Origin of the sequence: Brucella lupini, from assembly GCF_002252535.1 — a bacterium.
Lineage (GTDB): Bacteria > Pseudomonadota > Alphaproteobacteria > Rhizobiales > Rhizobiaceae > Brucella > Brucella anthropi.
In genome coordinates this window covers 16773-41221 of sequence record NZ_NNRN01000038.1, presented here as the reverse complement: position 1 = coordinate 41221, position 24449 = coordinate 16773, and the positions used below count along the sequence as shown (strand labels likewise).

Sequence of the window (24449 nt, the reverse complement as noted above, 5' to 3'; positions counted from 1 at the left end):
GTCTAGTTAAAACGGGATCTTGGTAGCCGCTCTAACTACTTGTTTTTACGCATGTCTTTATCCCAAAACCGGGCCTCGCTTTTGGGAGGCATGCTCTAGTAATGGGTGCGACGGTCCAGCACGCGGAACTGCAACATCATCAGGATCACCAGAACCGCGAGAAAGATCACCGTCATTGCCGAGGCATAACCAACGCGCAGATAGACGAAGCCTTCCTGATAGATGGTCCAGAGCAGGACTTCCGATGCCTTGTTCGGGCCGCCTTCGGTCAGCGTCTTGACCGTCTCGAACACCTTTACGGCATTGATGATGCTGATCGTCGTGACGAATAGCGTGGTTGGGCCGAGCAGGGGCCATGTGACCAGCCGGAAGCGCTCCCAGCTGTTTTTCACGCCGTCGACTTCAGCGGCCGAATAGAGTTCTCGCGGAATGGCGGTGAGCCCGGCTAGAAACAGCACCATGTTGAAGCCGACGCTCTGCCATACGCCGATCATCGCAAGGCTGGTCAGAACCGTGTCACTGGAACCAAGCCAATTGGGACCGGCAATACCGATCATGCCCAGCATGGCATTGACGGGGCCGAGTGTCGGATGCAGCAGATATTGCCAGACGGTTGCCATGGCGACGAGGAGCGAAGCGACCGGCAGGAAATAGACCGTGCGGAAGAAGGATTTGCCGCGAACTTCACCTTCGATGAGGAGGGCCACGCCGAGGCCGAGAAAGACGGAGGCCGGTGCCACGATCGCGGTATAGATGGCGGTGTTCTTCAGCGAGACCAGAAACGTCCGATCGCTGAAGAGTTCGGCGTAGTTTTCCAGTCCGATGAATTCGAAACCGTCATAGCCAAGCTCGAAATTGGTCAGGCTCCAGAAAATGACGGCGGCTGTCGGCAGGAGGATCAGCAGCACCGTCAGAATGATGGCTGGAGCTGCCAGTTTCCAGGCCAGCCGTTCTTCGCGGCGGCGGGCTTCATCAGCCGCCGTGCGCGCGCTGGTGGCCGCAGGGCCGGATAGCGTAAAATCAGACATGAGCGGCAGCCTTTGCCGGCGATGCAGGCTTGACGATGTTCCCGGCGGGCTGGCGCAGGCGCAAACCATCTTCTCCGAAGAGATGGGCGTGGCTGGCATCGAAATGCAGGCCCACCGGCAGGCCGACGACAATGTCACGGGCTTGTTCGGGTGTGAGCTTCACAGTGAGATCTTGTGAGGCGCCGGGAGCCTTGAGATAGACCAGTACTTCCGAGCCGAGAAATTCGATCCGCGATACCGTGCCCGCAATGCCTGTCTTATCATGCGGCTTGGGCTGAAAATGCTCAGGACGAATGCCGATGCGGATATTAGTGCCGGAATGGGCGGCGACGTCCTGCAGGATGGGGCGACCGGCAAAATGCACCATGCCGTTATCGCTGACCAATGCTTCCAGAATATTGATGCGCGGCGTGCCGATGAACTGTGCGACCTCGATATGGCGCGGATCGTTATAGATTGTGGTTGGCGTGTCGATCTGCAGCAGTTTTCCGCCCATCATCACTGCAACGCGGTCGGCCATGCTGAGCGCTTCGGCCTGATCGTGGGTCACATAGATAGTCGGGACACCGGCGCGGCGATGCAATTCGACGATTTCCGCACGGGTGTGAACACGCAGATTGGCATCGAGGTTCGACAATGGTTCATCCATCAGGAATGCACCGGGCTGGCGGACGAGCGCACGGGCAAGGGCCACGCGCTGGCGCTGGCCGCCGGACATCTGGCTCGGCTTGCGGTCGAGCAGATGGTCGATCTTGAGGCTTGTTGCGGTTGCCCTGACCTGCTTCTGGATGGCGGCGCGCTTCCTGCGCTGGCCGGGAATGAAAGCGCCGATCATTGGCAGGCGTTCCACAGCGGTCAGATCACGCATTGCAAGCGGCACCGCGATGTTCTGCGCTGTCGTCAGATGAGGGTAGAGCGCGTAGGACTGGAACACCATGGCGATGTTGCGGTCGGCAGGGTGGGCGCCAGTTATGTTACGCCCTGCCAACTCCACGCTTCCTTCATCCGCATGGTCGAGACCGGCCAGAATGCGCAGTAAGGTGCTCTTTCCGCAGCCCGACGGGCCGACGAGGGCGATGAATTCGCCTTCTGCTGCTTCGATGGAAATGCCATCGAGAATGCGATTGCCTCCGTAGGATTTGCCGATGTCGCGAAGGACGAGCGTGCTCACTGGCTTGCCTCCTCAACGACTTTCTCGCCGTCGCCAGCGTGGTGTGGATAGACTTCATGCACCACGTCATCGATGACATAGGGCGTCAGCTCATCGATGCGGACGATGCTGCTTGTGGCGACTTCATCGAGATCGTGAATGGCGGCTCCGAGGATACGTTCGCCGGGGAGATCGCGTTCCATCGGCCCGACGATGAAGGCTGCGGCAGGCGCCCAGACATAATTCGTGCCGAAGGCGTCGCCCGACCATGCACGATGCAGGTGGCCGCTGGCATGAAGCTGAACATTATACTGAGCGAAGAGATCATAAAGACGTTGGCGCGGGGCAGGGCGAATGCCCCAGTAGCCGCTGTCGCCTTCATCCGGATCGTCCACGAAGAGCGGCTTGTGGGCGAAGACGGCGACGGGCTTGCCATCGCTGTTCTTCAATTCGTCTTCGAGCCACTGGAACTGTTCCGCTTCTTCGGCTTCACCGGAGCCGATGACGAGACTGTTGAGGCCGATGATGCGCCAGTTGCCGAAATTTTCCGCCCAGCGGTCCGGACCGATATGACGACGCCAGCGCATCAGGCGCTGCGGATTGACCGGCTGGTGGCTCTCGGGAAGATGGCCGATATCGTGGTTGCCCGGAAGACTGAGAACACGCGCCGGAAGCTCGTTCAGGCAGGTGCGGCAGAACAGAAGATCAGCCTCTACGTCTGCGCCATCGACGGTCAGGTCACCGGTGTGAATGACGAGATCGGGCTTTTGCTGATCGATCCAGGCAACGAGCGGTTCCCAGTTGCGATTGAAGTGCGGCTTGATGGGGCTGAGGTGGGTATCTGTAATCTGAACGATCCGCACGGCTACGATCCTTCTCGGGTCTGTCTATTGTCGCAGCACTTTTCGCGCGCTGCACATCCGCCAGGCGCGTTATGCGCGGCGTCTTGCCGGGGCTTTTAGGCGCGTTGTGTGACAGGCCCGCTGCATAGCCGTGACAGTTGCATGACATCTGCTTTGAGCGACTCAGAAAGGGCGATTTGCCAAATTTGGAGGCATCGTTGTTTTGTCGATGCTCATGCTTTAGGCGGCTAATTTGCACATTATAATATTACGAAGTAATTCAATTTGCTGTAAGCTTTTGTTTTTAAACAAGTTTCTTGCTTAATCTAGTCATGCGTAAAATGCATAGCTGCATTGCGCTAAAGTCGCATTGCAAAAACAATGGGCAACAGGCATATAAAGATCATCTCAGCGCTGCGTTTCCTCCTCCCATTTGCGCAGGCTGAGTGTTCCCCTCTGGAGGTTTGCCTCAAAGGCACCTTCAAAACTCAAAGCCAGACATTTGTCTGGCTTTTTTTTTGGCTTTTTGCCAAGCCGCCTCTTTTTGTGAGAAATACAGAAACGAAAAAGGGGCCTTTCGGCCCCTTCGTCATTCCATTTTGTTTTGTTTAGCGCAGGCTGGCGCAGAAGCGCTGGATGCGGGTGCAGGCTTCTTCGAGAAGCGCGTCCGACGTTGCATAGGAAATACGGAAGTTTGGTCCAAGACCGAAAGCCGAACCGTGAACGACGGCGACGCCTTCTGCTTCCAGCAGTTCGGTGACGAAGTCTTCGTCGCTTTCGATGACCTTGCCAGCTTCCGTCTTCTTGCCGATGAGGTCAGCACAGGACGGATAGACGTAGAACGCACCTTCCGGTGTCGGGCACTTGATGCCTTTGGCCTGATTGAGCATCGACACGACCAGATCGCGACGGGCCTGGAAGATTTTCTTGTTTTCCGGAATGAAATCCTGGGTGCCGTTGAGTGCTTCGACTGCGGCCCACTGTGCGATGGAGCAGGCGCCCGAGGTCTGCTGACCCTGCACCATATCCATGGCCTTGATGAGCTGCAGTGGTCCTGCCGCATAGCCGATACGCCAGCCGGTCATGGCATAGGCCTTCGACACGCCGTTCATGGTGAGCGTGCGGTCGTAAAGCGAAGGCTCGACCTGAGCAGGCGTCGTGAAGACGAAGTCTCCATAGACCAGATGCTCATACATGTCGTCGGTCAGGATCCAGACATGCGGGTGACGAACCAGAACGTCGGTCAGGGCCTTGAGTTCCGCTTCCGTGTAAGCCGCGCCGGTCGGGTTCGACGGCGAGTTGAAGATCAGCCACTTGGTCTTGGGCGTGATGGCCTTTTCCAGATCGGCGGCGGTCAGCTTGAAATTGTCTTCGATCTTCGTGTTGATGAAAACCGGGTTGCCGCCGTTGATCGCTACCATTTCAGGATAGCTGACCCAGTAAGGGGCAGGGACGATGACTTCATCGCCGGGGTTCAGCGTCGCCATAAAGGCGTTGAACAGAATCTGCTTGCCGCCAGTGCCGACGATGACCTGTTCCGGCTTGTAGTCGAGACCGTTTTCACGCTTGAACTTGGCAACGATGGCCTGACGCAGTTCAGGAATACCGGCGACGGGCGTGTACTTCGTTTCACCGCGATTGATCGCGTCGATGGCAGCCTGCTTGATATTTGTGGGCGTGTCGAAGTCGGGCTCGCCCGCACCGAGACCAATCACGTCCTTGCCCTTGGCTTTCAGCTCACGTGCTTTCTGGCTGACCGCGATGGTCGCAGATGGCTTTACACGAGAAAGGGCGTCGGCGAGAAATGCCATGATAGATCTCCATAGATGGCAGGCTCTGTTAACCGGCACCGGGCGCGTCCGGTTTTGCGGATTTTCTATGTCCCATCGGCGCAGGAAGCGCAACAGAAGGATTGTGATTTCATCGGCAATTGCTGGATTTCGCAAAAATGTGTTGCCGAAACGAACAGATCCATCAGTAATGCTGACATATTAACGCAACGAAACTGATCGGACCGGGCGATATTGCGCGTCATCCTGCCAGGAGGTCTCGCAAGCTGCGCGTGGCCATTACTTTATAGGCCTCTATCAGCGTCATGCTTTCCTCTTCCGAAACGTCGACGGCGATGCGCATGGTGGATTCGCCAAAATGCATCAGGAGGAAAGCAGTCTCGTCCAGTTGTGCGGACACCTTGCCGGGGGCAATCCGGCGGATCGTATCAGCAAGCAACTGACCATTCTGCCTGCTTTCGGCAATTTCCAGTTTTGACAGGGACTTGTCGGTCTGCGTGGCCGACCAGATGTCGCACATTGCCGGTTCCTGACGCATCAGTGCCAGATATTCATCGATCAATGCATTGAACGCGACAATCAGCTCATCGGCAGAATGGGCCGCTGCAAGACCTTCCTCGATGCACTGGCGCGATTGGGCATTGCAGCTTTCAAACAGGTAGCGGATCAGGGCGCTTTTATCGGGAAAATACTGATAGAGCGCGCCAATCGAGATGCCTGCCTGCTGGGCGATCTCACTCATCTTGAGACTGTCGCTGCCTTTGGCGGCGATCAGCGCCGTGGCGCATTCAGCAATGCGACGAATCTTTTCCTGCGCCCGGCTCTGGCTGGGGGTGCGGCGCAGGATCGGTGCGCTGGTTGGTTCTGTTTCCGTGGCGGAATTCTGCTTCATGGCGGACTCACATTTTTCGCTCTTGACAGAATATGAGAGTTGCTCACATATTGCAAATATGAGGGTTACTCATATTTTGGGAGACGGAAGATGAATACACATCGTAATGATCGTTATCTGGTGATTGGCGCCAACGGCAAAACCGGCAGGCGTGTCGCTGAGAGGTTGTGGGAGAAGGGGGTGTCCGTGCGTTCTGTGTCGCGGAGTACCGAGGTTCCCTTCGACTGGGCCAACCAATCCACCTGGGCTGCGGCGCTTGACGGCATCGACAGTGCCTATGTGTCATACCAGCCGGATCTGGCCCTGCCGGGTGCGGTTGATGCCATTCGCGCATTTCTTTTGGCGGCAAAGAAGGCGGATGTGAAGCATGTCGTGCTTCTGTCCGGGCGAGGTGAGGAGGAGGCGGAAATTGCGGAAAAGGTTCTGCAGGATTCCGGGCTGGACTGGACCGTGTTGCGCGCCAGCTGGTTCATGCAGAATTTCAGCGAAAACTACATGCGGGATGAGCTGCTTTCAGGCTCGCTGACCCTGCCGGTCGGGCCGACGAAGGAACCCTTCATCGATGTTGACGATATTGCCGATGTCGCCGTTGCTGCCCTCACCGAACCGAGGCATCGCAACAAGCTCTATGAACTCACAGGCCCGGAACTGTTTAGCTTCAGCGATGCAGTAAGCGAGATTGCCAGGGCGACTGACAAAGACTTGTCGTTCAATTCGGTCTCATACGCCGATTATGAGGCGGCGCTGCGCGAGCAGGCATTGCCGGAAGATGTCATTACGCTTTTGCGCTATCTTTTCGTGGAGCTTTTCGATGGCCGCAATGCCAGTGTGGCACATGGTGTGGAGGAAGCTCTCGGGCGCAAGCCGCGCCGGTTTGCAGATTTTGCGCGCAAGGCTGCCATTGAAGGCACATGGGAGGGACAATCATGACGATGAGTTTTCAACTACTTGTTCTGCTGACGGCATGGGGGAGCGCGATTACAGGCGGCATCTTCTATGCGTTCTCAAGTTTCGTGATGGCCGCGTTGGCACGCATTCCGGCCAATGCGGGCATAACGGCGATGCAGTCGATCAATATCACCGTTATCAACGGGACGTTCTTTGCCGCCTTTTTCGGCACGGCATTGCTGTGTCTGGTGATTATCGTACTGGGATTGATGGGCTTTGGAAGCTTGTCGAAATGGGCGGTGATCGGCGCTGCAGTCTATCTTGTCGGCACTATTGGCGTCACGATGGCTTTGAATGTGCCGCTGAACAATCAGCTCGCGGCGATGGATGCCAGTGCCGCCGCGTCTGCCGATGTCTGGCTTACTTATGTGCGCGACTGGACCCTATGGAATCACGTCCGCACCATTGCTGCGCTGATTGCGGCCCTGATTCTGGGTGCGAGCACGCTGGCAAGGGTGTGAGCAGAAAAGCGGACAAACAAAAAAGGCGGGTCCGAGGACCCGCCTTTTCTCTGCCTTACGGCAAAACTTATGCTGCGACGAGGTTGTCGGCAGACGAACGGCCCGAACGACGGTCCTGTACGATTTCGTACGAAACCTTCTGACCTTCATCGAGCGTGGCCAGACCAGCGCGCTGAACGGCGGAAATGTGGACGAATACGTCCGTGCCGCCCTGATCAGGCTGAATGAAGCCGAAGCCCTTGGTCGTGTTGAACCACTTAACTGTTCCCGTAGCCATGGGAAATTCCTTTGTAACATTAGTAGTAGAGTAGTCCGTATGCTTCGCACACGTCCCTGTGAATCGAATTTATGGACAGGAGATCGTCAGGAAGCACGGCGGGCCGCACGGGTCGCAAAGTCACTTGACCGAAAAATCGATGCGCTAACTATATGCGACAAATTTGACCAATACAAGACAGCTAAAATTGTCAGCTAAAAACTGATTTTACTGAGGCTTTTTGCCATTCCGAGCCCGAGCCGGTTTTGCGCGCTCAATCGGTCGAGCCAGAACAGTCGGAACAGAATCGGGGCGCTTCCGTCGCAGGGCGACATTTCGTAGTGATCCCAGGTTTCAGGTACGGCGTTTCTCAATCGCAGATGAAAGCAGTGGCGGCGGTGAGGCTCTGTCTGCCCCCGTTCGGGATAGTCATAATCGACGGTTTCGAGATGGATCATGCCATCGTCATAGAGGAGGCCGGTTTCCTCGGCGAATTCGCGATAGGCGGCGGCGAGAATATCTTCTCCCGCATCGACCGTGCCGCCCGGCACCTGAAGCGGCGTTTCAGGAAAATCCGGTTCTTCAAAAACCAGAAGCCGGTCGTTCCATGTCGCGTAAATGAGTACTTTGTCGATGGGTTGGATTGTAACGGTCATGGACTTTTCCGGCAGGGTTAGCGTTCAGACCATAATTGCAACGAATGATTTGCGGTAAAACCCGCATATTGTTGTGGGTCATCGCAGCTGGCGCGCGCGAAAAGCGTGTGCTCTCCTATCTTTGACTTCCACGTGACGTAGATATTCAGCATGTTGCAAACATATCTGCAAAATTGAGCGGGCGGATGGGCAGCGAGGCAGGACATGACGTCTGAACCAGACAAGGACAAGACGAAGCGGAGTGCGCCCAAGAAAGAGCGCCGCCGCAAAAAGCCCAGGCGCAGTGTCTCGGAGCGTCTGCGCAAGAGTTCGGCCAAGCTGATTGGTGGTTCTCCGTCACGCGACGGAACCGATCTTTTCTCCCAAGTCTCGATGATGGTGGGAGCCTTTATGGTCTCGCCGGTACGCAATACGCTGATTGCGCTCGGGACCGGTATCTTCGTTCTCATCGTGCTGATCGCCATCGGACAGGTTGCCATCAATCGCTGGAACGAACCCTTCTACGATGCGCTTGCGCGCAAGGATTTGCAGGCTTTCTTCCACCAGCTGATGGTTTTCTTCGGGATTGCGGGCAGCCTGCTTGTGCTCAACGTATCGCAAACCTGGCTCAACCAGATGTTCAAGCTCAAGATGCGCGAAGGACTGGCGCGCGATCTCGTGGGGCAATGGCTGGTGCCGGGTCGGGCATTTCGTCTCGCCAATGCCGGCGAGATCGGCATCAATCCCGATCAGCGCCTGCATGAGGATGCACGTCACTTTGCAGAAATGTCGTGCGATCTTGGGATCAACCTCCTCCAGTCGACCGTCATTCTGGTGAGCTTCGTCGGTGTCCTGTGGTCGCTCTCAAGTGGCTTTGTGTTTCATGTCGCGGGCTACAGTTTCTCCATTCCCGGCTACATGGTCTGGGCTGTCATCATCTACGCGGCCTCTGCCTCATGGCTGACATGGATCGTCGGGCGCAGTCTGGTCAATATCAACGCCAATCGCTATGCGCGTGAGGCGGATTTCCGCGCATCGCTGATGCGGGTCAACGAACATCTGGATGCCATCACCCTGTCGCGCGGCGAAGGGGATGAAAGACGTCGTCTCGATCTGGATATCGATGCGGTTCTGGCTGCAATCCGCAAGATCGTCTATGCGACCACGCGATTGACATGGGTTACGGCCGGTTACGGCTGGCTGACAATCGTGGCGCCGATCCTTGTGGCGGCTCCGGTCTATTTCGGCGGCGGTCTGACATTCGGCGGGCTGATGATGGCCGTCGGCGCATTCTCACAGGTGCACAATGCACTGCGCTGGTTCGTCGACAATTTCGGGGCGATTGCGGACTGGCGGGCGACGCTGCTGCGTGTCGCGAGTTTCCGTCAGGCGGTGCTGCGCATGGACGAGCTTGGTCATCTGGACCGGCAGATCGATCTTGAGACGAACGAAGATGACAGGCTGACACTGGACGGTGTTTCCATCGCCGCCCCCGATCAGTGCCTGAAGCTCTCCCGCAAGGCTTTTTCGGTAAAACCCGGCGAGCGGGTGCTTGTGACGGGCGGGACCGAAACGCAAAGAACGCTGCTGTTCCGCGCATTGGGCGGGCTTTGGCCATGGGGCGAGGGGCGGATCGGCATGCCGGTTGGCGATGGTGTCGCCTTCATGCCGCGCGCGCCTTATTTCCCGCCGGGCAACCTCAAGGGCGTGATCGTCTATCCGCTTGATATCAAGAAATTTTCTGAACAGGATCTGGAAAATGTCCTGCGGCGTGCCGGGCTTGAACGGCTTTCCACGAGCATGGATCGTGTTGCGCGCTGGGATCGTGTGCTGACGGACGATGAGCGCCAATGTATCGCCTTCGCCCGGCTCATATTGCAGAAACCGCAGTGGATCGTGATCGACGGTGCGCTCGATGGTCTCGATGCTGAAGCGTATGACAGGATTCGTGACATGCTGAACACCGAATTGAAGGATGCAGCCGTGATCCATCTCGGCAAGCCGCATTTGCATGACGGTCTTTTCACACAGCAGATCAATCTGGAAGACGATCCTTCAGGAAAGCCTCTGGAGCTGCCAGCCTTGAAAACAGCATGAAAAAAGCCGCCGGGATGACCGGCGGCTTTTTTGTTTCGGGATGTCTTCAGGCTATCAGCGGAAGTAGTCCTGCAGCGGGCGCACTTCCAGCGATCCGGCCTTGAGCGCAGCGATGGCCTCAGCAGCGGCTTCAGCTCCCGCCATGGTCGTGTAGTAAGGCAGCTTCTGCATCAGCGTTGCGCGGCGGATCGACTTGGAGTCGGAAACCGCACTTGCGCTGTCCGTCGTGTTGAAGACGAGATGAATCTGGCGATTGCGGATCGCGTCTTCCACATGCGGACGGCCTTCGATGACCTTGTTGATCTTGGTCGATTCGACGCCGTTGGCTTCGAGAAACTTCTGCGTTCCGCCGGTTGCCATGACCTTGAAGCCGATGCTTGCAAGCTTGCGGACCGCACCGAGCACGCGTTCCTTGTCCTCGTCGCGAACAGATACGAAGACCGTGCCTTCACGCGGCAGTTCAACGCCTGCGCCAAGCTGTGCCTTTGCGAAGGCCAGAGCGTAGTCGTAGTCGAGGCCCATGACTTCGCCGGTCGAGCGCATTTCCGGTCCGAGCAGCGTATCGACGCCAGGGAAACGGGCAAACGGGAACACAGCTTCCTTGACCGCGATATGCGGGCGGGAAGGTGTTTTCGGCTTGCCGCCATAGGCGCCGAGTGCGGCTTCCAGGCTTTCACCGGCCATGACGCGGGCTGCGACCTTCGCAATCGGAGTGCCGACCGTCTTGGCGACGAACGGAACCGTACGTGATGCGCGCGGATTGACTTCCAGAATGAAGATTTCGCCGTCCTTGATGGCGAACTGCACATTCATCAGGCCGCCGACATGAAGCGCCTTGGCAAGCGCCGCCGTCTGGCGTTCCAGTTCGGCAACGGTTTCAGGCGAAAGTGTATGCACCGGCAGCGAGCAGGCCGAGTCGCCCGAATGGATGCCGGCTTCCTCGATATGCTCCATGATACCGGCGACAAAGCTGTCCTTGCCGTCACACAGGCAGTCGACGTCCACTTCAATGGCTTCCGTCAGATAGGTATCGAACAGAAGCGGGTTCTTGCCGAGCAGCGTGTTGATCTGGCCGGTCTTGTCGTTCGGATACTTGGCCTTGATGTCTTCCGGCACCAGCTCCGGCACGGTGTCGAGCAGATAGTTCTGCAGCGAGCGTTCATCATGGATGATCTGCATGGCGCGGCCACCGAGAACATAAGACGGGCGCACGACAAGCGGGAAGCCGAGGTCGGCTGCGACGAGGCGTGCCTGCTCGACCGAATAGGCAATGCCGTTCTTCGGCTGGTTGAGATCGAGCTTGATCAACAGCTTCTGGAAACGATCGCGATCTTCCGCAAGGTCGATAGCGTCCGGCGACGTGCCAAGGATCGGGATACCGGCCTTTTCAAGCGCATTGGCGAGCTTGAGCGGGGTCTGGCCGCCAAACTGCACGATAACGCCGTGAAGCGTGCCCTTTTCCTGTTCGACGCGCAGGATTTCCAGCACGTCTTCCGCCGTCAGCGGTTCGAAATAGAGACGATCCGACGTGTCGTAGTCGGTCGAAACCGTTTCCGGATTGCAGTTGATCATGATGGCTTCATAGTCAGCATCATTGAGCGCAAAAGCCGCATGGCAGCAGCAATAGTCGAACTCGATGCCCTGACCGATGCGGTTCGGACCGCCGCCGAGAATGACGACCTTCTTGCGATCCGACACCTCGGCTTCCGAGCGCGGCTGGCCGACGAAAGGCGTTTCATAGGTCGAGTACATGTAGGCAGTCGGCGAAGCGAATTCGGCAGCGCAGGTGTCGATGCGCTTGTAGACCGGATGCACATCGAGTTCGCCGCGCAGCTTGGCCACGTCTTCCGCGTCCTGATCCGTCAGGCTTGCAAGGCGCGCATCGGAGAAACCCATGGACTTCAGCATACGCAGGTTTTCAGCGTCCTGCGGCAGGCCGTGTTCGCGGATGCGCTCTTCGGTCTTTACGATGGCTTCGATCTGCTCGAGGAACCAAGGGTCGATCTTCGATGCGTCGTGCACCTGCTCGGCGGTCAGGCCGAGACGCATTGCCTGCGCGACCATGCGCAGACGATCCGGCGTCGGTGTGCCGATGGCAGCGCGGATCGCGTTCTTTTCGTCGCCTTCCTCGATGTTCGGAATGGCGATTTCGTCGAGGCCGGTCAGGCCGGTTTCAAGACCGCGCAGCGCCTTCTGCAAGCTTTCCTGGAAGGTGCGTCCGATGGCCATGACTTCACCGACCGACTTCATGGCGGTGGTCAGGATCGGCGAGGAGCCGGGGAATTTCTCGAAGGCGAAACGCGGGATCTTGGTGACGACATAGTCGATCGACGGTTCGAACGAGGCAGGCGTCGCACCGCCGGTAATGTCGTTATCCAACTCGTCGAGCGTGTAGCCGACGGCAAGCTTGGCCGCGACCTTGGCAATCGGGAAGCCGGTCGCCTTGGAAGCCAGAGCCGAAGAACGCGACACGCGCGGGTTCATTTCGATGACGATCATGCGGCCATTGACCGGGTTGATCGCGAACTGCACGTTGGAGCCGCCGGTTTCAACGCCGATCTCGCGCAGCACCGCAATCGAGGCGTTACGCATGATCTGGTATTCTTTGTCGGTCAGCGTCAGCGCCGGTGCAACGGTGATCGAGTCGCCGGTGTGCACGCCCATCGGATCGAGGTTTTCGATCGAGCAGATGATGATGCAGTTATCCGCCTTGTCGCGGACGACTTCCATTTCATATTCTTTCCAGCCCAGAACCGACTCTTCGATCAGAACTTCGGTCGTCGGCGACGCATCCAGACCGCGCTCGATGATTTCGAAGAACTCCTGACGGTTATAGGCAATGCCGCCGCCAGTGCCGCCGAGCGTGAAGCTTGGGCGGATGATGGCAGGCAGGCCAACAACGTCGAGCGCCTGCGCAGCCTTTGCAAGCGCGTGCGTCATGTAACGCTGCTTGCGTTCGACTTCGCCGAGCTGCCATTCGGTTTCAAGCTTGTCGAGCGCCTTGTCGAGATCGTCACCCGAAAACTGCGCCTTGACTTCGGCGCGCTTGGTTTCGTGGCGCTTGCGGTCTTCGTCCTTGATTTCGGTGGCGTTGGCGAGTCTGGATTCCGGTGTATCGAGGCCAATCTTTTCCATGGCTTCGCGGAAAAGCGCGCGATCTTCTGCCTTGTCGATGGCTTCCGCATTGGCGCCGATCATCTCGACATTGTAGCGCTCAAGAACGCCCATGCGGCGCAGCGACAATGCGGTGTTCAGCGCGGTCTGGCCGCCCATGGTCGGCAGCAACGCGTCTGGGCGTTCCTTGGCGATGATCTTGGCGACCACTTCCGGCGTGATCGGTTCGATATAGGTTGCATCCGCCAGATCGGGATCGGTCATGATCGTGGCCGGATTGGAGTTGACGAGGATGATGCGGTAGCCTTCCTCTTTCAACGCCTTACAGGCCTGGGTGCCCGAATAGTCGAATTCACAAGCCTGGCCGATGACAATGGGGCCCGCGCCGATAATCAGGATCGATTTGATATCTGTACGTTTCGGCATGGGCGCTCGTCCTATCTTCTTCGCGCGCATGATCTTGTCCGAAAACCGGTTCCCATTTTCGGGATCATGCTCTTGTTTTACGCATGTCTTTGTCTCGAAACCGCTTCCCACTTTCGAGAGACATGCTGCTTAGCCTGCCAGAAAAGCCCGCACGGTTTTCCGGCGGGTTGGCAGCGTATGAATTCTGTGGGCTAAGCGGGCCTTATAGGCAATCGATTCCGAAAGCGGAACCCCACAAATCGTTTTATTTCAAAGAAAGTGCGGGCATTCACGAAAATTCTTGCCCGCCTCATACTTTCTCTATCAATGTTATGACCGAAACACAGTGCTCGCGGGTCGATCAGGCTTCTGCCTGAGCGACCTTCAGCGATGGTTTGTTGCGCTTTGTGAGCATATGGCCGAGCCTGTTCGACGGTAGTTCGATCAAGCGATAGGAAATCTTTGCTGCGATGATCGCACCAATCACGATGGCAGCCATGCCGGCGATCTCAAGTGTGGGGCCGAGGTTCAGCTTCCGCATCACCGCCCAGCCAAAACCGACCACGAACATATGTGTCAGGTAGAGCGAATAGGAAGTTGCCCCGAGATCGACAAAGAAATTGTCTCGCAGGTCGCCGAGCCAGCGCTCGATGCCCAATGCACCGGCAACCAGTAAAACAGCCGCACCGCACATGATGAGATAAGTGAAGAAGTTGTTGAACGCGACCAGTGGGGTGGAGAAGGTGCCGTAAAGCGCCGCTATGGCGAGGACACCAATTCCGGCCAGCGCCACCGGGGGCAATTTTTCCCACAGGCGGTGTTTTTCCGCTTCGGCCAGCCACATGCCGCACATGAATGTCAGCAGGTTCTTGTGAAGATAGAAGGCTGCGATGCTCGCCGATGGTTCGACGAAGAAGCTTCCGATGACACATGCGCCGAAGATACCGGTCAGCAAGATCGTGCGCTGTAAGGCATTTTTGCACCACCAGAACAAGGCGAACACAAGATAGAAGAACAATTCGTAGTTCAGCGACCAGCCGAGTTTGAAGATCGGGCGCCAATCGCTTGGGTCACCCGGTGTGGCGGCGGGTATGAAGAACAGCGATTTGATGAAATAGCCCACATCCGGAACCGTCGTCTTGAACAGTGACGGCAGATAGAGAGCGCAGATGAAAACCGTGATCGTGCAGAGCCAGTAAAGCGGCACGATGCGGAAAACGCGGCGCAGCAGAAAGTCACCGGGCCTGAACGGGCCATCGGCATTGACATAGGCGATGATGAAACCGCTGATGACGAAGAACAGTTGAACGCCGAAAACACCCAGCATCGTGATGGCATTGTTTGTTTCTGCGCGCGGATGCTCGATCGTATGGGCGATCAGGACGGCCGTTGCCGCAAGACCGCGTAATATCTGGATCGAATAAAGCTGTTTTCGATTCTGCATCGTCTATGCCCCCATTGACAGAGCATGCTTTAGCGAATGCCGCGCATTTCCGCAATTACTAGCGTATAGATTGTGGAGGCTTCGCCTTCATGCTTGTGACATTGTGAAGGAAGCCGTCAATTTTTCTAGGATCCCTTCCATTGATGCTTGTTTTGACAGGTTTTGTCTATCGAAGCAGGAGGGGATTTCTATTGTCCAAACTATTGCGAAAGAGTCTTCGTTTGTGATTGACACTGCCATTTACTTTTTATGTTGCCGTGCCAACTCTTTATGCGACAATTACAGGAATAGTTTGGTGCTGCTTCGTCGAGAGCGGCACGGTGTAGGGGAGTTGGTCAATGCGCTGGCAAGGCCGTAGGCAAAGTGACAATGTGGAAGATCAGCGCGGGGCGCAGGGCGGTGGCATAGGTGGCGGCTTCGGTCGCGGCGGGGGCCTTGGCGGTCCCGGCTTTCGAATCGTTCGCGGTGGCGGCATTTCCGGTATTCTCATTCTGGTGGTGATGTTCTTCGTGCTGCGTGCGGTTGGTATCGATCCGCTGCCGATCCTGTTCGGCGATGGCAGCATGGGGCCAAGCGTAACCCAGCAAGCCGGTCAATCCGGACGGACCGCTGCCGAGGGGGGCGCGGTTGCCAATGATGAGACAACGCAGTTCGCCCGCACCGTGCTGGCCGAGACGGAAGACGTCTGGAGCGGCATTTTCAAGTCACGCGGCCAGACCTACACGCCGCCGACCATGGTGCTCTTTTCCGGACAGGTTCGTTCGGCTTGCGGCTTTGCTTCCGCGGCGTCCGGGCCGTTTTATTGCCCCGGCGATCGCAAGCTCTACATCGATCTGAGTTTCTATAAGGAACTGGCAAACCGTTTTGGCGCTTCCGGCGATTTCGCACAGGCCTATGTCCTTGCGCATGAGGTCGGGCACCATATCCAGAACCTGCTTGGCATTCTGCCCAAGTTCAACCAGATGCGTCAGCAGATGAGCGAAGCGCAGGCCAACCAGATGTCGGTTCGTGTTGAGCTTCAGGCCGATTGCTTCGCCGGTGTATGGGGTTACTACACGGAGCAGAAGGGTATTCTGGAAGCAGGCGACCTTGAAGAAGCTCTGAATGCGGCACACCAGATCGGTGATGACACGCTGCAGCGCCGTAGTCAGGGTTATGTTGTTCCGGAAAGCTTCAATCATGGCACATCCGCCCAGCGCGCCAAGTGGTTCCAGCGCGGCTTCGATAGCGGCAAGCTGGAATCCTGCGATACATTCAGCGGTGATGTTTAAAGTCGTTCTGATACTGTAGAAAAAGGCGGTTTCGACCGCCTTTTTCTTTGTGGAGGAAAAACGCCCGTTCTTTTTGTCGAAAGCCTGCAATATTCGCCTTGTCGTGAAATAATTTTCCAGATAAATGCATTCGCACCGGCGCGGCCTTTTTCCGATTTGCAAGCGTGACGCTCAATTTTGAGCGGCGATGGCGCGCGAGTTCTCCAATCAACACAATTTATGAATGTTCCACCTTTTCAGTCGTGGAGCATATTTCAGGTGTCCCATGCATGATCCCCAGTTTGTACGGCGGGGCTTGTTACTCGTCTTTATGACACTGTTCCTCGACATTATCGGCATTGCGATCATCATGCCGGTTCTGCCGACTTTTCTCGAAGAGCTGACCGGCGCGGATATCAGCACTGCAGCCGTCGATGGTGGCTGGCTTTTGCTGGTCTATGCCGGAATGCAGTTCCTGTTCGCGCCGATGATCGGCAATCTGAGCGACCGTTTCGGGCGCCGGCCGGTGCTGCTCGCCTCGATTTTCACCTTCGCACTCGACAATCTGATCTGTGCGCTCGCAACCACCTATTGGATGCTGTTTGTCGGTCGTGTGCTGGCAGGCATCAGCGGAGCAAGCTTCGCGACGGCATCCGCCTACATTGCCGATGTCAGCGATGACAGCAATCGTGCGCGCAATTTCGGCCTGATCGGCATTGCTTTCGGTGTCGGCTTTGCGCTTGGTCCGGTGCTGGGCGGCTTGCTGGGGGAGTTCGGTCCGCGCGTTCCGTTCTACGGAGCGGCGTTCCTGTCGTTCATCAACTTCATCCTCGCCTATTTCCTGTTGCCGGAGACGTTGACGCGTGAAAACCGGCGCACCTTCCAGATCGCCCGCGCCAATCCGCTGGGCGCGCTCAAGCAGATGCGAAACTATCCCGGCATCGGCTGGGTGGTGCTGGTCTTCTTCCTGTTCTGGCTGGCCCATGCCGTCTATCCGTCCGTCTGGGCCTTCGTCGGTGCTTATCGCTATAACTGGAGCGAAGCCCAGATAGGTCTGTCGCTGGGGCTTTTCGGTATCGGCGCGGCGTTCGTGATGGCGCTGGTTCTGCCAAGGGTCTTGCCGGTGCTTGGCGAGCGGCGCACGGCGATCACAGGCGTGCTGTTCTCCTGTCTTGGCATGATTGGATACGCCATCGCATGGGAAGGCTGGATGGTTTATGCCGTCATCTTCCTGACGGCGCTGGAAGGTCTGGCCGATCCGCCGCTGCGCAGTATTGCGGCAGGCAAGGTTCCGCCTTCCGCGCAAGGCGAATTGCAGGGTGCACTGACAAGCGTGTCGAGTATTACGACCATCATCGGCCCGCTCATCTTCACGCAGCTTTTCGCCGTGTTCACCGGCATGAATGCGCCGTTCGTCTTCGCTGGAATGCCCTATGCTGTGGGAGCCGGACTGGTTTTTCTGGCACTGGTCATCGTGGTGGCGCGGGTGCGTCCAACGCCCTTGGCCAAGCCCTCAGAGGTTTGATCGATACGGAAAATGAAAAGGCCGGAGTTTTTACTCCGGCCTTTTACTTCGATAATTCTTTTGGAGCGCTTAGAGCGCGTTTCGATCTGATTGAATCAGATCGGCGCTCTAACTGTTTGTTTTGACGCGCATCTCTTCCGAAAACCGTTTCACACTTTTCAGGATGCGCTCTAAGCCGCCTGTTCGCGTTCCGGAAGCGGCGTTTCGCCCTTCTTTTCGCGGATCAGGTTGATGAAGCGGCGGAACAGATAGTGCGAATCCTGCGGGCCGGGCGATGCTTCCGGATGGTGCTGCACCGAGAATACCGGCTTGCCGACGACGCGCAGGCCGCAATTGGTGCCGTCGAAGAGCGACACATGTGTTTCCTCGACATTTTCCGGCAGCGAGTCTGAATCGACCGCGAAGCCGTGGTTCATCGATACGATCTCGACCTTGCCGGTCGTGTAGTCCTTCACCGGATGGTTGGCGCCGTGATGGCCCTGATGCATTTTCTCGGTGCGTCCGCCAAGTGCGAGCGCAAGCATCTGGTGGCCGAGGCAGATGCCGAAGACCGGAAGATCGGTTTCGACAAGCTTCTTGATGGTTGGAACGGCATATGCGCCGGTCGCTGCCGGATCGCCAGGACCGTTGGACAGGAAGACGCCATCCGGGTTGTGGGCCAGAACGTCCTCAGCCGTTGCCGTTGCAGGCAGCACGGTGACCTTTGCGCCGAGGCCGGTGAGCAGGCGCAGAATGTTACGTTTCACGCCGAAGTCGAGCGCCACCACGTGATATTCCGGGGTGTCCTGTTCGCCATAGCCGTCTGCGAGCGTCCATGGAGTTTCTTTCCATGTGAGGCTCTGGCCAACCGTGACGTCCTTGGCGAGATCGAGATTTTCAAGACCGCTCCATGCGGCGGCGCGTGCCTTGAGTGCTTCGAGGTCGAACTTGCCGCTCGGATCATGAGCAATGACTGCGTTCTGTGCGCCGCGCTCGCGGATGAGCGAGGTCAACGCGCGTGTATCGATACCGGCCAGTGCAATGACGCCGCGGTGCTTCAGCCACGCATCCAGATCTTCCGTTGCGCGGAAATTCGATGGTGACGTGATGTCAGCCTTGAAGATCGCGCCGACTGCGCCGTGGCGATTGGCCGGCGTCAGGTCTTCAACGTCTTCGGCATTGGTGCCGACATTGCCGATATGCGGGAAGGTGAAGGTTACGATCTGACCGGCATAAGACGGGTCGGTCAGGATTTCTTCGTAACCGGTCAGCGCCGTGTTGAACACGACCTCGGCTTCAATCGCACCGATTGCACCGAGGCCTTTGCCTTCGATCACGGTTCCGTCCGCAAGTACGAGGATGGCGGTTCGCTTCTCAACAGTCCAGGGTGCTGTTTTCGATGTGGTTTCTGTCATGGTCTGCACTCCTGATTGTTAGCCGCGCGCCAGCGTGTGCTGTTATTTCGTTGCCAGCTAGAGCGTCGAACTGATGGAATCAAATCGACGCTCTAACTGTTTGTTTCCATGCATGCCGTTGTCCCAAAACCGGTTCCCACTTTTGGGCGGCATGCTTTATGCGGCACGCGTTCGTGTTCCAACGACCACCGGAAGGGTGGCTTGAAAGATGAAGCGTCAAGGGTCATATATGCGCCAAAAGGCAGCGGGGATTTTAAACCTCCCGCCGCGAGCACGTGCCGATGTCCTGCTAAGCCTTGAGCAATAGAGAAACTTGGACGCCGGGTCAATCGTCCGAGGCCATGCTTTCCTGAAATAATGACGATAATCGTCGTATTATTATTTCTCGGGATGGTGGTTCGGACAGCTCGGCGATTCTATTCGCTTGTTGTATAGATGCAGGAAACGAACAACAAAGAACTTACACCGTCAGGAGAGACGTTATGCTTCGCCAGGAGATTTCCCAGGCCCTCACGACCGCGCTGAAAGCACAGGAGAAGCGTCGCATGTCGACGCTGCGTTTGATCCTGGCTGCGGTAAAGGACCGAGATATCGCCAACCGTACTGCTGGCAAGGACCCGGTCGGGGATGAAGAATTGCTGGGTATTCTCGGCAAGATGGTCAAGCAGCGCGAAGAATCCGCCCGCATCTATGAAGAAGGCAGCCGTCTTGAGCTCGCTGAAGCGGAGCGGGAGGAAATCACGATCATTTCCGAATTTCTGCCGCAGCAGATGAGCGAGGATGAGGTCAAACAGGCCTGTGCGGATGTGATTGCCGAAATCGGTGCTCAAGGTCTGCGCGACATGGGCAAGTGCATGGCCGTTCTTAAAGAGCGCTATGCAGGCAAGATGGATTTCACCAAGGCCAGCGCCATCGTGAAATCGCTTCTGCAGTGAAAGCGTGAGGCATAAGTGCCTTTCGCTTTTGTTTCAGCCCCCGCTCTGACGGGGGCTTTCTATTGTTTGGCGCTATACTCAGCCCTGCTTGACGGCTTTCAGTCGCGTATCGCTGAGAAGGCCCTGTTCTTCGAGGACCGGATAGGCCATTGAAGCGAGAAGCGAGTTGATCTGCTTGAGGTCGCGGATCGTGTCGAGATGGATGCTGCTGGTCTCGATGCTGCGGGTGGCGCCTTCGCGTAGTCGGCTGAAATGGCGCATGCTGGTCTGCTTTTCCAGTTCACGCAGCTGGTCCTTTTCCTGCACGAGCTGACGGGCCGTACGGCCATCGCGTGAGACAATCACATTGAATGCCATGTGCGCATTGGCCAGAACCATGGCGTGGAAATGGCTGAGTTCCTTCCAGCCTTCTTCGGTGAATTCCAGCTTGTGATCCATCTTCTTTTGAACATGCGCCAGCATGTTGCGCACGATGATGTCGCCGACCTGCTCAAGCTTCACACATGCGCCCAGCAATTCCTGCATGCGCAGCGACTCGAAATCGCTCAGCTCATGGGTTGCAAGCTTGGTCAGATAGAGCTTGATGGCAGCATGGCGCTTGTCCACGCGGTCATCGAGAGCTTCAAGTTCATCGATCCGCACCTGATCGGGCTTCTCATAAAGCTCGATGATCCGCCGCAGCATGACTTCGATCGTGTCGCAGACGCCGACCACTTCGCGGGTTGCATTGGCAAGCGCCTGCGAGGGCCGGTCGAGCACGGCAGTGTCGAGCGCGCTATATTGCTCGATCTCGATGGGCTGCTGCGAGGCGGGGCTGCCCTTGTCCGCATTGAGATTGACCAGAGCCTCGGTTGCGCGCAGCACGAGGCCAGAAAGCGGAATACCGGCAATCATCACGATGACATTGAACAGGATATGCGCATTGACCACCTGCGAAACCGGATCGGTGCCGAGAAAGGCGACCGATGGTTTGAAGGTCTGGTAAAGCACGAGCATGATGAGTGACCCGGCGCCGCGCATCAAAAGGTTGCCGAGTGGCACGACGCGGGTTTCAGGTGGCGCATGCCGGGTCAGGATCGGGGCGATGATCGAAGACCCCAGATTGACGCCGAGAACCATCACCACGGCGAGCTCTGGATGGATCAGCCCGCGCGAGGCAAAGGTGGTCAGCAGGATGACGGCGGCAACGCTGGAATGAAACAGCCATGTCATGAGTGCTGCGAGCAGATAGGCAGTGATCGGGTCGCTTGACAGATAGTCGACGATGACCGGCAGCAATTCGCTTTGCCGCAGCGGCTCGGTGGCCTGTCCGGTCATTTCCAGTGACATGATGAGCAGGCCGATACCGACCAGAATGCGTCCGATCTGCCGCCAGTCGCGGCGTTCGGTGGTCATGAAGATGCCTGTGCCGATGACAAGGCAGAGCGGTACCAGAAGCGTGAGGTCGTAGCTCAGGATCTTGACGACGAGGGCGGAGCCAAGCTCGCCGCCGCGCACGGCCATGAGGCCTGCAACGCCGCTTACGAAACCTGAACCGACAAATGAACCGACGAGAAGCGTAACCGCTGTCGAGCTTTGCAGGGCGACAGCAAGGGCAAGGCCGAAGGCGACGGAAAGCAGCGGGTTCTGCATCTGGTTGCGCAAGCGTCTGCGCAGCCGGTCGCCATAGGCACGCTCCACCCCGGTCCGGACCATGCGTGTCGCCCAAAGCAGGAGCGCAACTGCACCGGCCAGATGCAAAAGGACCAAAGAACCATTCACGGCAAAATCCCTTCGGGTTGGAGGTTGACATCTGTGATTGAGCTAACGCAACAAATGAAGAAAAAATATGTTCCGGCTAATCAATTCTTCAAGAGATATGGGCTTGTTCGCAATTAAAAGCAATCCATTCCCGCAGCGTCATGACGGATATATGACAGTTTTGTGACAGCGGGCTTGTTTGGCAGCGACATGTGATTAGCGGGGAGGGACATGCCTGCACGATGGACTGTCAGAACGGGCGCGCCTATATACTCTAAGGAATACACTCCCGCTGTCTGAACGAACTGAAAGTGAAATCTGTAATGCGTTTTCCGCCCTCCTTTCTCGATGAGATCAGAGACCGCGTCCCGATCTCGACGCTGATAGGAACGCGCGCTTCGTTCGACCGCAAGAAGAGCAATCCTCCGAAGGGTGATTTCTGGGCCTGTTGTCCGTTTCATGGCGAGAAGACACCAAGCTTTCACTGCGAAGATCGCAAGGGTCGCTATCATTGTTTCGGTTGCGGTGTGACCGGTGATCACTTCAAGTTTCTAACCGATCTTGAAGGCCTGAGTTTCCCGGAAGCAGTGGAGCGTGTGGCCGATATGGCAGGCGTTCCGATGCCTGCGCGCGATCCGGAAATGGAAAAGCGTGAGGCACAGCGCGCGACGCTTTATGATGTCATGGAGCTGGCTGCGCAGTTCTTCGAAAACCAGCTGCAAAGCGCCGTTGGAGCCAAGGCACGCGCCTATCTGCGGGATCGCGGACTTTCGACCGCAACGCAGCAGTCGTTCCGCATTGGCTATGCGCCAGAGTCGCGCAATGCCTTGAAGGAGTTTCTGGCTGGCAAAGGCGTGTCGCGCGAGCAGATCGAAGCGTGCGGTCTCGTCGTGCACGGCGAGGGGATTGCCGTTTCCTACGACCGTTTTCGTGATCGCGTCATGTTCCCGATCGAGGATTTGCGCGGGCGGATCATTGCTTTCGGCGGGCGTGCGCTTTCTGCGGACGCTCCGGCCAAATATCTGAACTCGCCGGAAACCGAACTCTTTCACAAGGGGCGGGTTCTCTATAACGGATTGCGGGCGCGCAAGGCCTGCCAGCCGCAAGCTGGAGAACCGGCCAAATCCATCATCGCTGTTGAAGGTTATATGGATGTGATCGCGCTTGCGCAGGCGGGTATCCATCAGGTGGTGGCTCCGCTCGGTACGGCGCTGACGGAAGAACAGCTCGAACTTCTCTGGCGCATCAGCCCTGAACCCGTTCTGTGCTTCGATGGCGATGGTGCGGGGCTTCGCGCTGCCTATCGCGCCGTCGATCTTGGATTGCCTGCCTTGCAGCCCGGCAAATCGCTGCGCTTTGCACTATTGCCGGAAGGGCAGGACCCGGACGATCTGGTCAAGGCGGAAGGCCCAGCCGCATTTCATGTGGTCCTGCGTGACGCCAGACCGCTGGTCGATATGGTGTGGACGCGGGAAACGACGGGCGGTGTGTTCGATACGCCGGAACGCCGCGCCGAACTGGAGGCGCGGCTGCGTGAAATTACCAGCCGCATCGCGAATGAGGATATCCGGCGCCACTACAGTCAGGATATGCGCGACCGGGCACAAGCCTTTTTTGGCCAGGGGCGTCAGGGGTATCAAGTCGGCGGACAGCGCAATTCGTCTTTCAACCGCAGGAATGATGGCGGACGGGGACGCGGCGGACCGGCGGGCGGCAATGGCCGCCTTGCGATTTCCGACAGTCTGGTGCGCTCCACGCTGGTAAAGGGCGGCAGGCCGGGCGCTGGATCACATGCCCCCTTGCGCGAAACTGCCATCGTGCTGACGCTTCTCAATCACCCACGGCTGATTGAAGAGGATTTCGAGACGCTGGCGGCACTCGATCTGGGACATGAGGCACTCAAGTCGCTGCATCTGGCCATGCTGGATGTGCTGGCTGCCGGCCATATGGAAGATGGTCACGCCATGCGGCACGCACTGGTCAATGCCGGTCATGGCGAGCAGATTGAAATGCTCGAACTCGTGGTGAAGGGTGCGAAACTCTGGACTGCGACGGCTCTGGCCGCAGAAGACGACGCGCGCGAAGCCCTTCGTCAGGCGCTTCACTTGCATCAGCGTGCGCGCACACTACATAAGGAGCTGCGGGCCGTTGAGGCCGCACTTGAAACAGACGAGACGGGCGAATTGTTTGCACGTCTCAGAGATATACAAAATCAGATTTTGAAAGCTGATGCGACTGAAGCTCTGATCGACGGTTTTGGACTGTCTTCGGGGCGCCCACCCGGCGGTTTCTGATTCGGATTTCCGAATCAGTTCTGCGAGAACAGCCGGAAATGCGGGGTTGCGATCCGGAAAACGTGCTCTATCTGGCCAACGAAGAGGTCGCGACAACAAATGATTCGCTTTTTAAGCCCGAATCATGTGAGTCGCTCTTGACGTGTGGCGTAAATGACGGAATCACGACAGTTCGAATAAGGAAAAGAACAGAAACCGGTGATATCCGATGCTGCAAGGCAGCAAGCCGGATTTGGGCCGGAAAAGTGG

General features: G+C 57.3%; 18 protein-coding genes and 1 pseudogene. 7 read left to right on the top strand and 12 right to left on the bottom strand.

Translation table 11 applies throughout. The features are described 5' to 3' along the window. Window positions 1-95 precede the first annotated feature (95 nt). The 6 genes and pseudogenes from CES86_RS06470 to CES86_RS06445 form a co-directional block, all read right to left on the bottom strand. On the bottom strand, window positions 96-1028 hold the full coding sequence (locus CES86_RS06470) for a carbohydrate ABC transporter permease (protein WP_071633477.1): 933 nt from the start codon (window positions 1026-1028) through the stop codon (window positions 96-98). Then, window positions 1021-2199, bottom strand: a complete 1179-nt coding sequence (locus tag CES86_RS06465; protein ID WP_094513969.1) for an ABC transporter ATP-binding protein — start codon at window positions 2197-2199, stop codon at window positions 1021-1023. The genes CES86_RS06470 and CES86_RS06465 overlap by 8 nt, the downstream gene beginning before the upstream one ends. Further along, window positions 2196-3041 (bottom strand): metallophosphoesterase family protein, encoded by an 846-nt coding sequence (locus CES86_RS06460; protein WP_012091692.1) that lies wholly within the window; start codon window positions 3039-3041, stop codon window positions 2196-2198. The genes CES86_RS06465 and CES86_RS06460 overlap by 4 nt, the downstream gene beginning before the upstream one ends. A 382-nt stretch (window positions 3042-3423) precedes the next feature. After that, window positions 3424-3613, bottom strand: a pseudogene (locus CES86_RS06455) (hypothetical protein). 15 nt (window positions 3614-3628) lie between these two features. Further along, on the bottom strand, window positions 3629-4831 hold the full coding sequence (locus CES86_RS06450) for a pyridoxal phosphate-dependent aminotransferase (protein WP_010659659.1): 1203 nt from the start codon (window positions 4829-4831) through the stop codon (window positions 3629-3631). 220 nt (window positions 4832-5051) lie between these two features. Next, entirely contained in the window at window positions 5052-5702 is a 651-nt protein-coding gene (locus CES86_RS06445) for a TetR/AcrR family transcriptional regulator (protein ID WP_094513967.1), read from the bottom strand. A gap of 90 nt (window positions 5703-5792) precedes the next feature. Here CES86_RS06445 and CES86_RS06440 point away from each other — a divergent pair, with 90 nt between their 5' ends. Next, a complete protein-coding gene (locus tag CES86_RS06440; RefSeq protein WP_094513966.1) occupies window positions 5793-6632 on the top strand; it encodes an NAD(P)H-binding protein in 840 nt (279 codons plus the stop codon). Next, entirely contained in the window at window positions 6629-7111 is a 483-nt protein-coding gene (locus tag CES86_RS06435; RefSeq protein WP_094513965.1) for an anthrone oxygenase family protein, read from the top strand. The genes CES86_RS06440 and CES86_RS06435 overlap by 4 nt, the downstream gene beginning before the upstream one ends. 67 nt (window positions 7112-7178) lie before the next feature. Here the strand turns inward: CES86_RS06435 and CES86_RS06430 are convergent, their stop codons facing one another. After that, entirely contained in the window at window positions 7179-7388 is a 210-nt protein-coding gene (locus CES86_RS06430) for a cold-shock protein (protein WP_006471898.1), read from the bottom strand. A gap of 194 nt (window positions 7389-7582) precedes the next feature. After that, window positions 7583-8023 (bottom strand): NUDIX hydrolase, encoded by a 441-nt coding sequence (locus CES86_RS06425; RefSeq protein ID WP_094513964.1) that lies wholly within the window; start codon window positions 8021-8023, stop codon window positions 7583-7585. A 204-nt stretch (window positions 8024-8227) separates the two neighbouring features. On the opposite strand from CES86_RS06425, the gene CES86_RS06420 reads away from it, so the two are divergent. After that, entirely contained in the window at window positions 8228-10099 is a 1872-nt protein-coding gene (locus CES86_RS06420) for an ABC transporter ATP-binding protein/permease (RefSeq protein WP_094513962.1), read from the top strand. A gap of 54 nt (window positions 10100-10153) precedes the next feature. Here the strand turns inward: CES86_RS06420 and carB are convergent, their stop codons facing one another. Then, window positions 10154-13639, bottom strand: coding sequence for a carbamoyl-phosphate synthase large subunit (carB, locus tag CES86_RS06415; protein WP_094514097.1), 3486 nt, complete (start codon window positions 13637-13639; stop codon window positions 10154-10156). A 340-nt stretch (window positions 13640-13979) separates the two neighbouring features. Beyond that, window positions 13980-15062 carry an acyltransferase family protein gene (locus tag CES86_RS06410; RefSeq protein ID WP_010659666.1) on the bottom strand — a complete coding sequence of 361 codons (1083 nt, stop codon included), beginning with the start codon at window positions 15060-15062 and terminating at the stop codon, window positions 13980-13982. A gap of 338 nt (window positions 15063-15400) precedes the next feature. Between CES86_RS06410 and ypfJ the strand changes: the two genes are divergently transcribed. Both ypfJ and CES86_RS06400 read left to right on the top strand, forming a co-directional pair. Continuing rightward, window positions 15401-16333, top strand: a complete 933-nt coding sequence (gene ypfJ / locus CES86_RS06405) for a KPN_02809 family neutral zinc metallopeptidase (protein WP_010659667.1) — start codon at window positions 15401-15403, stop codon at window positions 16331-16333. A 265-nt stretch (window positions 16334-16598) separates the two neighbouring features. Next, the gene (locus tag CES86_RS06400) at window positions 16599-17837 is read left to right on the top strand and encodes a TCR/Tet family MFS transporter (RefSeq protein WP_094513961.1); all 1239 of its coding nucleotides are present in this window, start codon (window positions 16599-16601) and stop codon (window positions 17835-17837) included. Window positions 17838-18007: 170 nt separating this feature from the next. Here the strand turns inward: CES86_RS06400 and carA are convergent, their stop codons facing one another. After that, window positions 18008-19231, bottom strand: coding sequence for a glutamine-hydrolyzing carbamoyl-phosphate synthase small subunit (carA, locus tag CES86_RS06395; RefSeq protein WP_094513960.1), 1224 nt, complete (start codon window positions 19229-19231; stop codon window positions 18008-18010). Window positions 19232-19713: 482 nt separating this feature from the next. On the opposite strand from carA, the gene CES86_RS06390 reads away from it, so the two are divergent. Beyond that, complete coding sequence (locus tag CES86_RS06390) at window positions 19714-20166, top strand: GatB/YqeY domain-containing protein (protein WP_010659670.1); 453 nt, start codon at window positions 19714-19716, stop codon at window positions 20164-20166. A 78-nt stretch (window positions 20167-20244) separates the two neighbouring features. On the opposite strand, the gene CES86_RS06385 is transcribed toward CES86_RS06390, so the two are convergent. Continuing rightward, complete coding sequence (locus tag CES86_RS06385; RefSeq protein WP_094513958.1) at window positions 20245-21927, bottom strand: Na/Pi cotransporter family protein; 1683 nt, start codon at window positions 21925-21927, stop codon at window positions 20245-20247. 302 nt (window positions 21928-22229) lie between these two features. Here CES86_RS06385 and dnaG point away from each other — a divergent pair, with 302 nt between their 5' ends. Continuing rightward, window positions 22230-24200 (top strand): DNA primase, encoded by a 1971-nt coding sequence (gene dnaG / locus CES86_RS06380; protein ID WP_012091704.1) that lies wholly within the window; start codon window positions 22230-22232, stop codon window positions 24198-24200. Window positions 24201-24449: the final 249 nt, after the last annotated feature.

Excerpts from the sequence above, each read along its gene's own strand:
- CES86_RS06450 (WP_010659659.1), bottom strand. The coding sequence starts at position 4,831 with ATGGCATTTCTCGCCGACGCCCTTTCTCGTGTAAAGCCATCTGCGACC.
- carB (WP_094514097.1), bottom strand. The coding sequence starts at position 13,639 with ATGCCGAAACGTACAGATATCAAATCGATCCTGATTATCGGCGCGGGC.
- CES86_RS06435 (WP_094513965.1), top strand. The coding sequence starts at position 6,629 with ATGACGATGAGTTTTCAACTACTTGTTCTGCTGACGGCATGGGGGAGC.
- CES86_RS06400 (WP_094513961.1), top strand. The coding sequence starts at position 16,599 with ATGCATGATCCCCAGTTTGTACGGCGGGGCTTGTTACTCGTCTTTATG.
- CES86_RS06445 (WP_094513967.1), bottom strand. The coding sequence starts at position 5,702 with ATGAAGCAGAATTCCGCCACGGAAACAGAACCAACCAGCGCACCGATC.
- CES86_RS06430 (WP_006471898.1), bottom strand. The coding sequence starts at position 7,388 with ATGGCTACGGGAACAGTTAAGTGGTTCAACACGACCAAGGGCTTCGGC.
- CES86_RS06470 (WP_071633477.1), bottom strand. The coding sequence starts at position 1,028 with ATGTCTGATTTTACGCTATCCGGCCCTGCGGCCACCAGCGCGCGCACG.
- dnaG (WP_012091704.1), top strand. The coding sequence starts at position 22,230 with ATGCGTTTTCCGCCCTCCTTTCTCGATGAGATCAGAGACCGCGTCCCG.
- CES86_RS06425 (WP_094513964.1), bottom strand. The coding sequence starts at position 8,023 with ATGACCGTTACAATCCAACCCATCGACAAAGTACTCATTTACGCGACA.
- carA (WP_094513960.1), bottom strand. The coding sequence starts at position 19,231 with ATGACAGAAACCACATCGAAAACAGCACCCTGGACTGTTGAGAAGCGA.
- CES86_RS06420 (WP_094513962.1), top strand. The coding sequence starts at position 8,228 with ATGACGTCTGAACCAGACAAGGACAAGACGAAGCGGAGTGCGCCCAAG.
- ypfJ (WP_010659667.1), top strand. The coding sequence starts at position 15,401 with ATGCGCTGGCAAGGCCGTAGGCAAAGTGACAATGTGGAAGATCAGCGC.
- CES86_RS06410 (WP_010659666.1), bottom strand. The coding sequence starts at position 15,062 with ATGCAGAATCGAAAACAGCTTTATTCGATCCAGATATTACGCGGTCTT.
- CES86_RS06440 (WP_094513966.1), top strand. The coding sequence starts at position 5,793 with ATGAATACACATCGTAATGATCGTTATCTGGTGATTGGCGCCAACGGC.
- CES86_RS06390 (WP_010659670.1), top strand. The coding sequence starts at position 19,714 with ATGCTTCGCCAGGAGATTTCCCAGGCCCTCACGACCGCGCTGAAAGCA.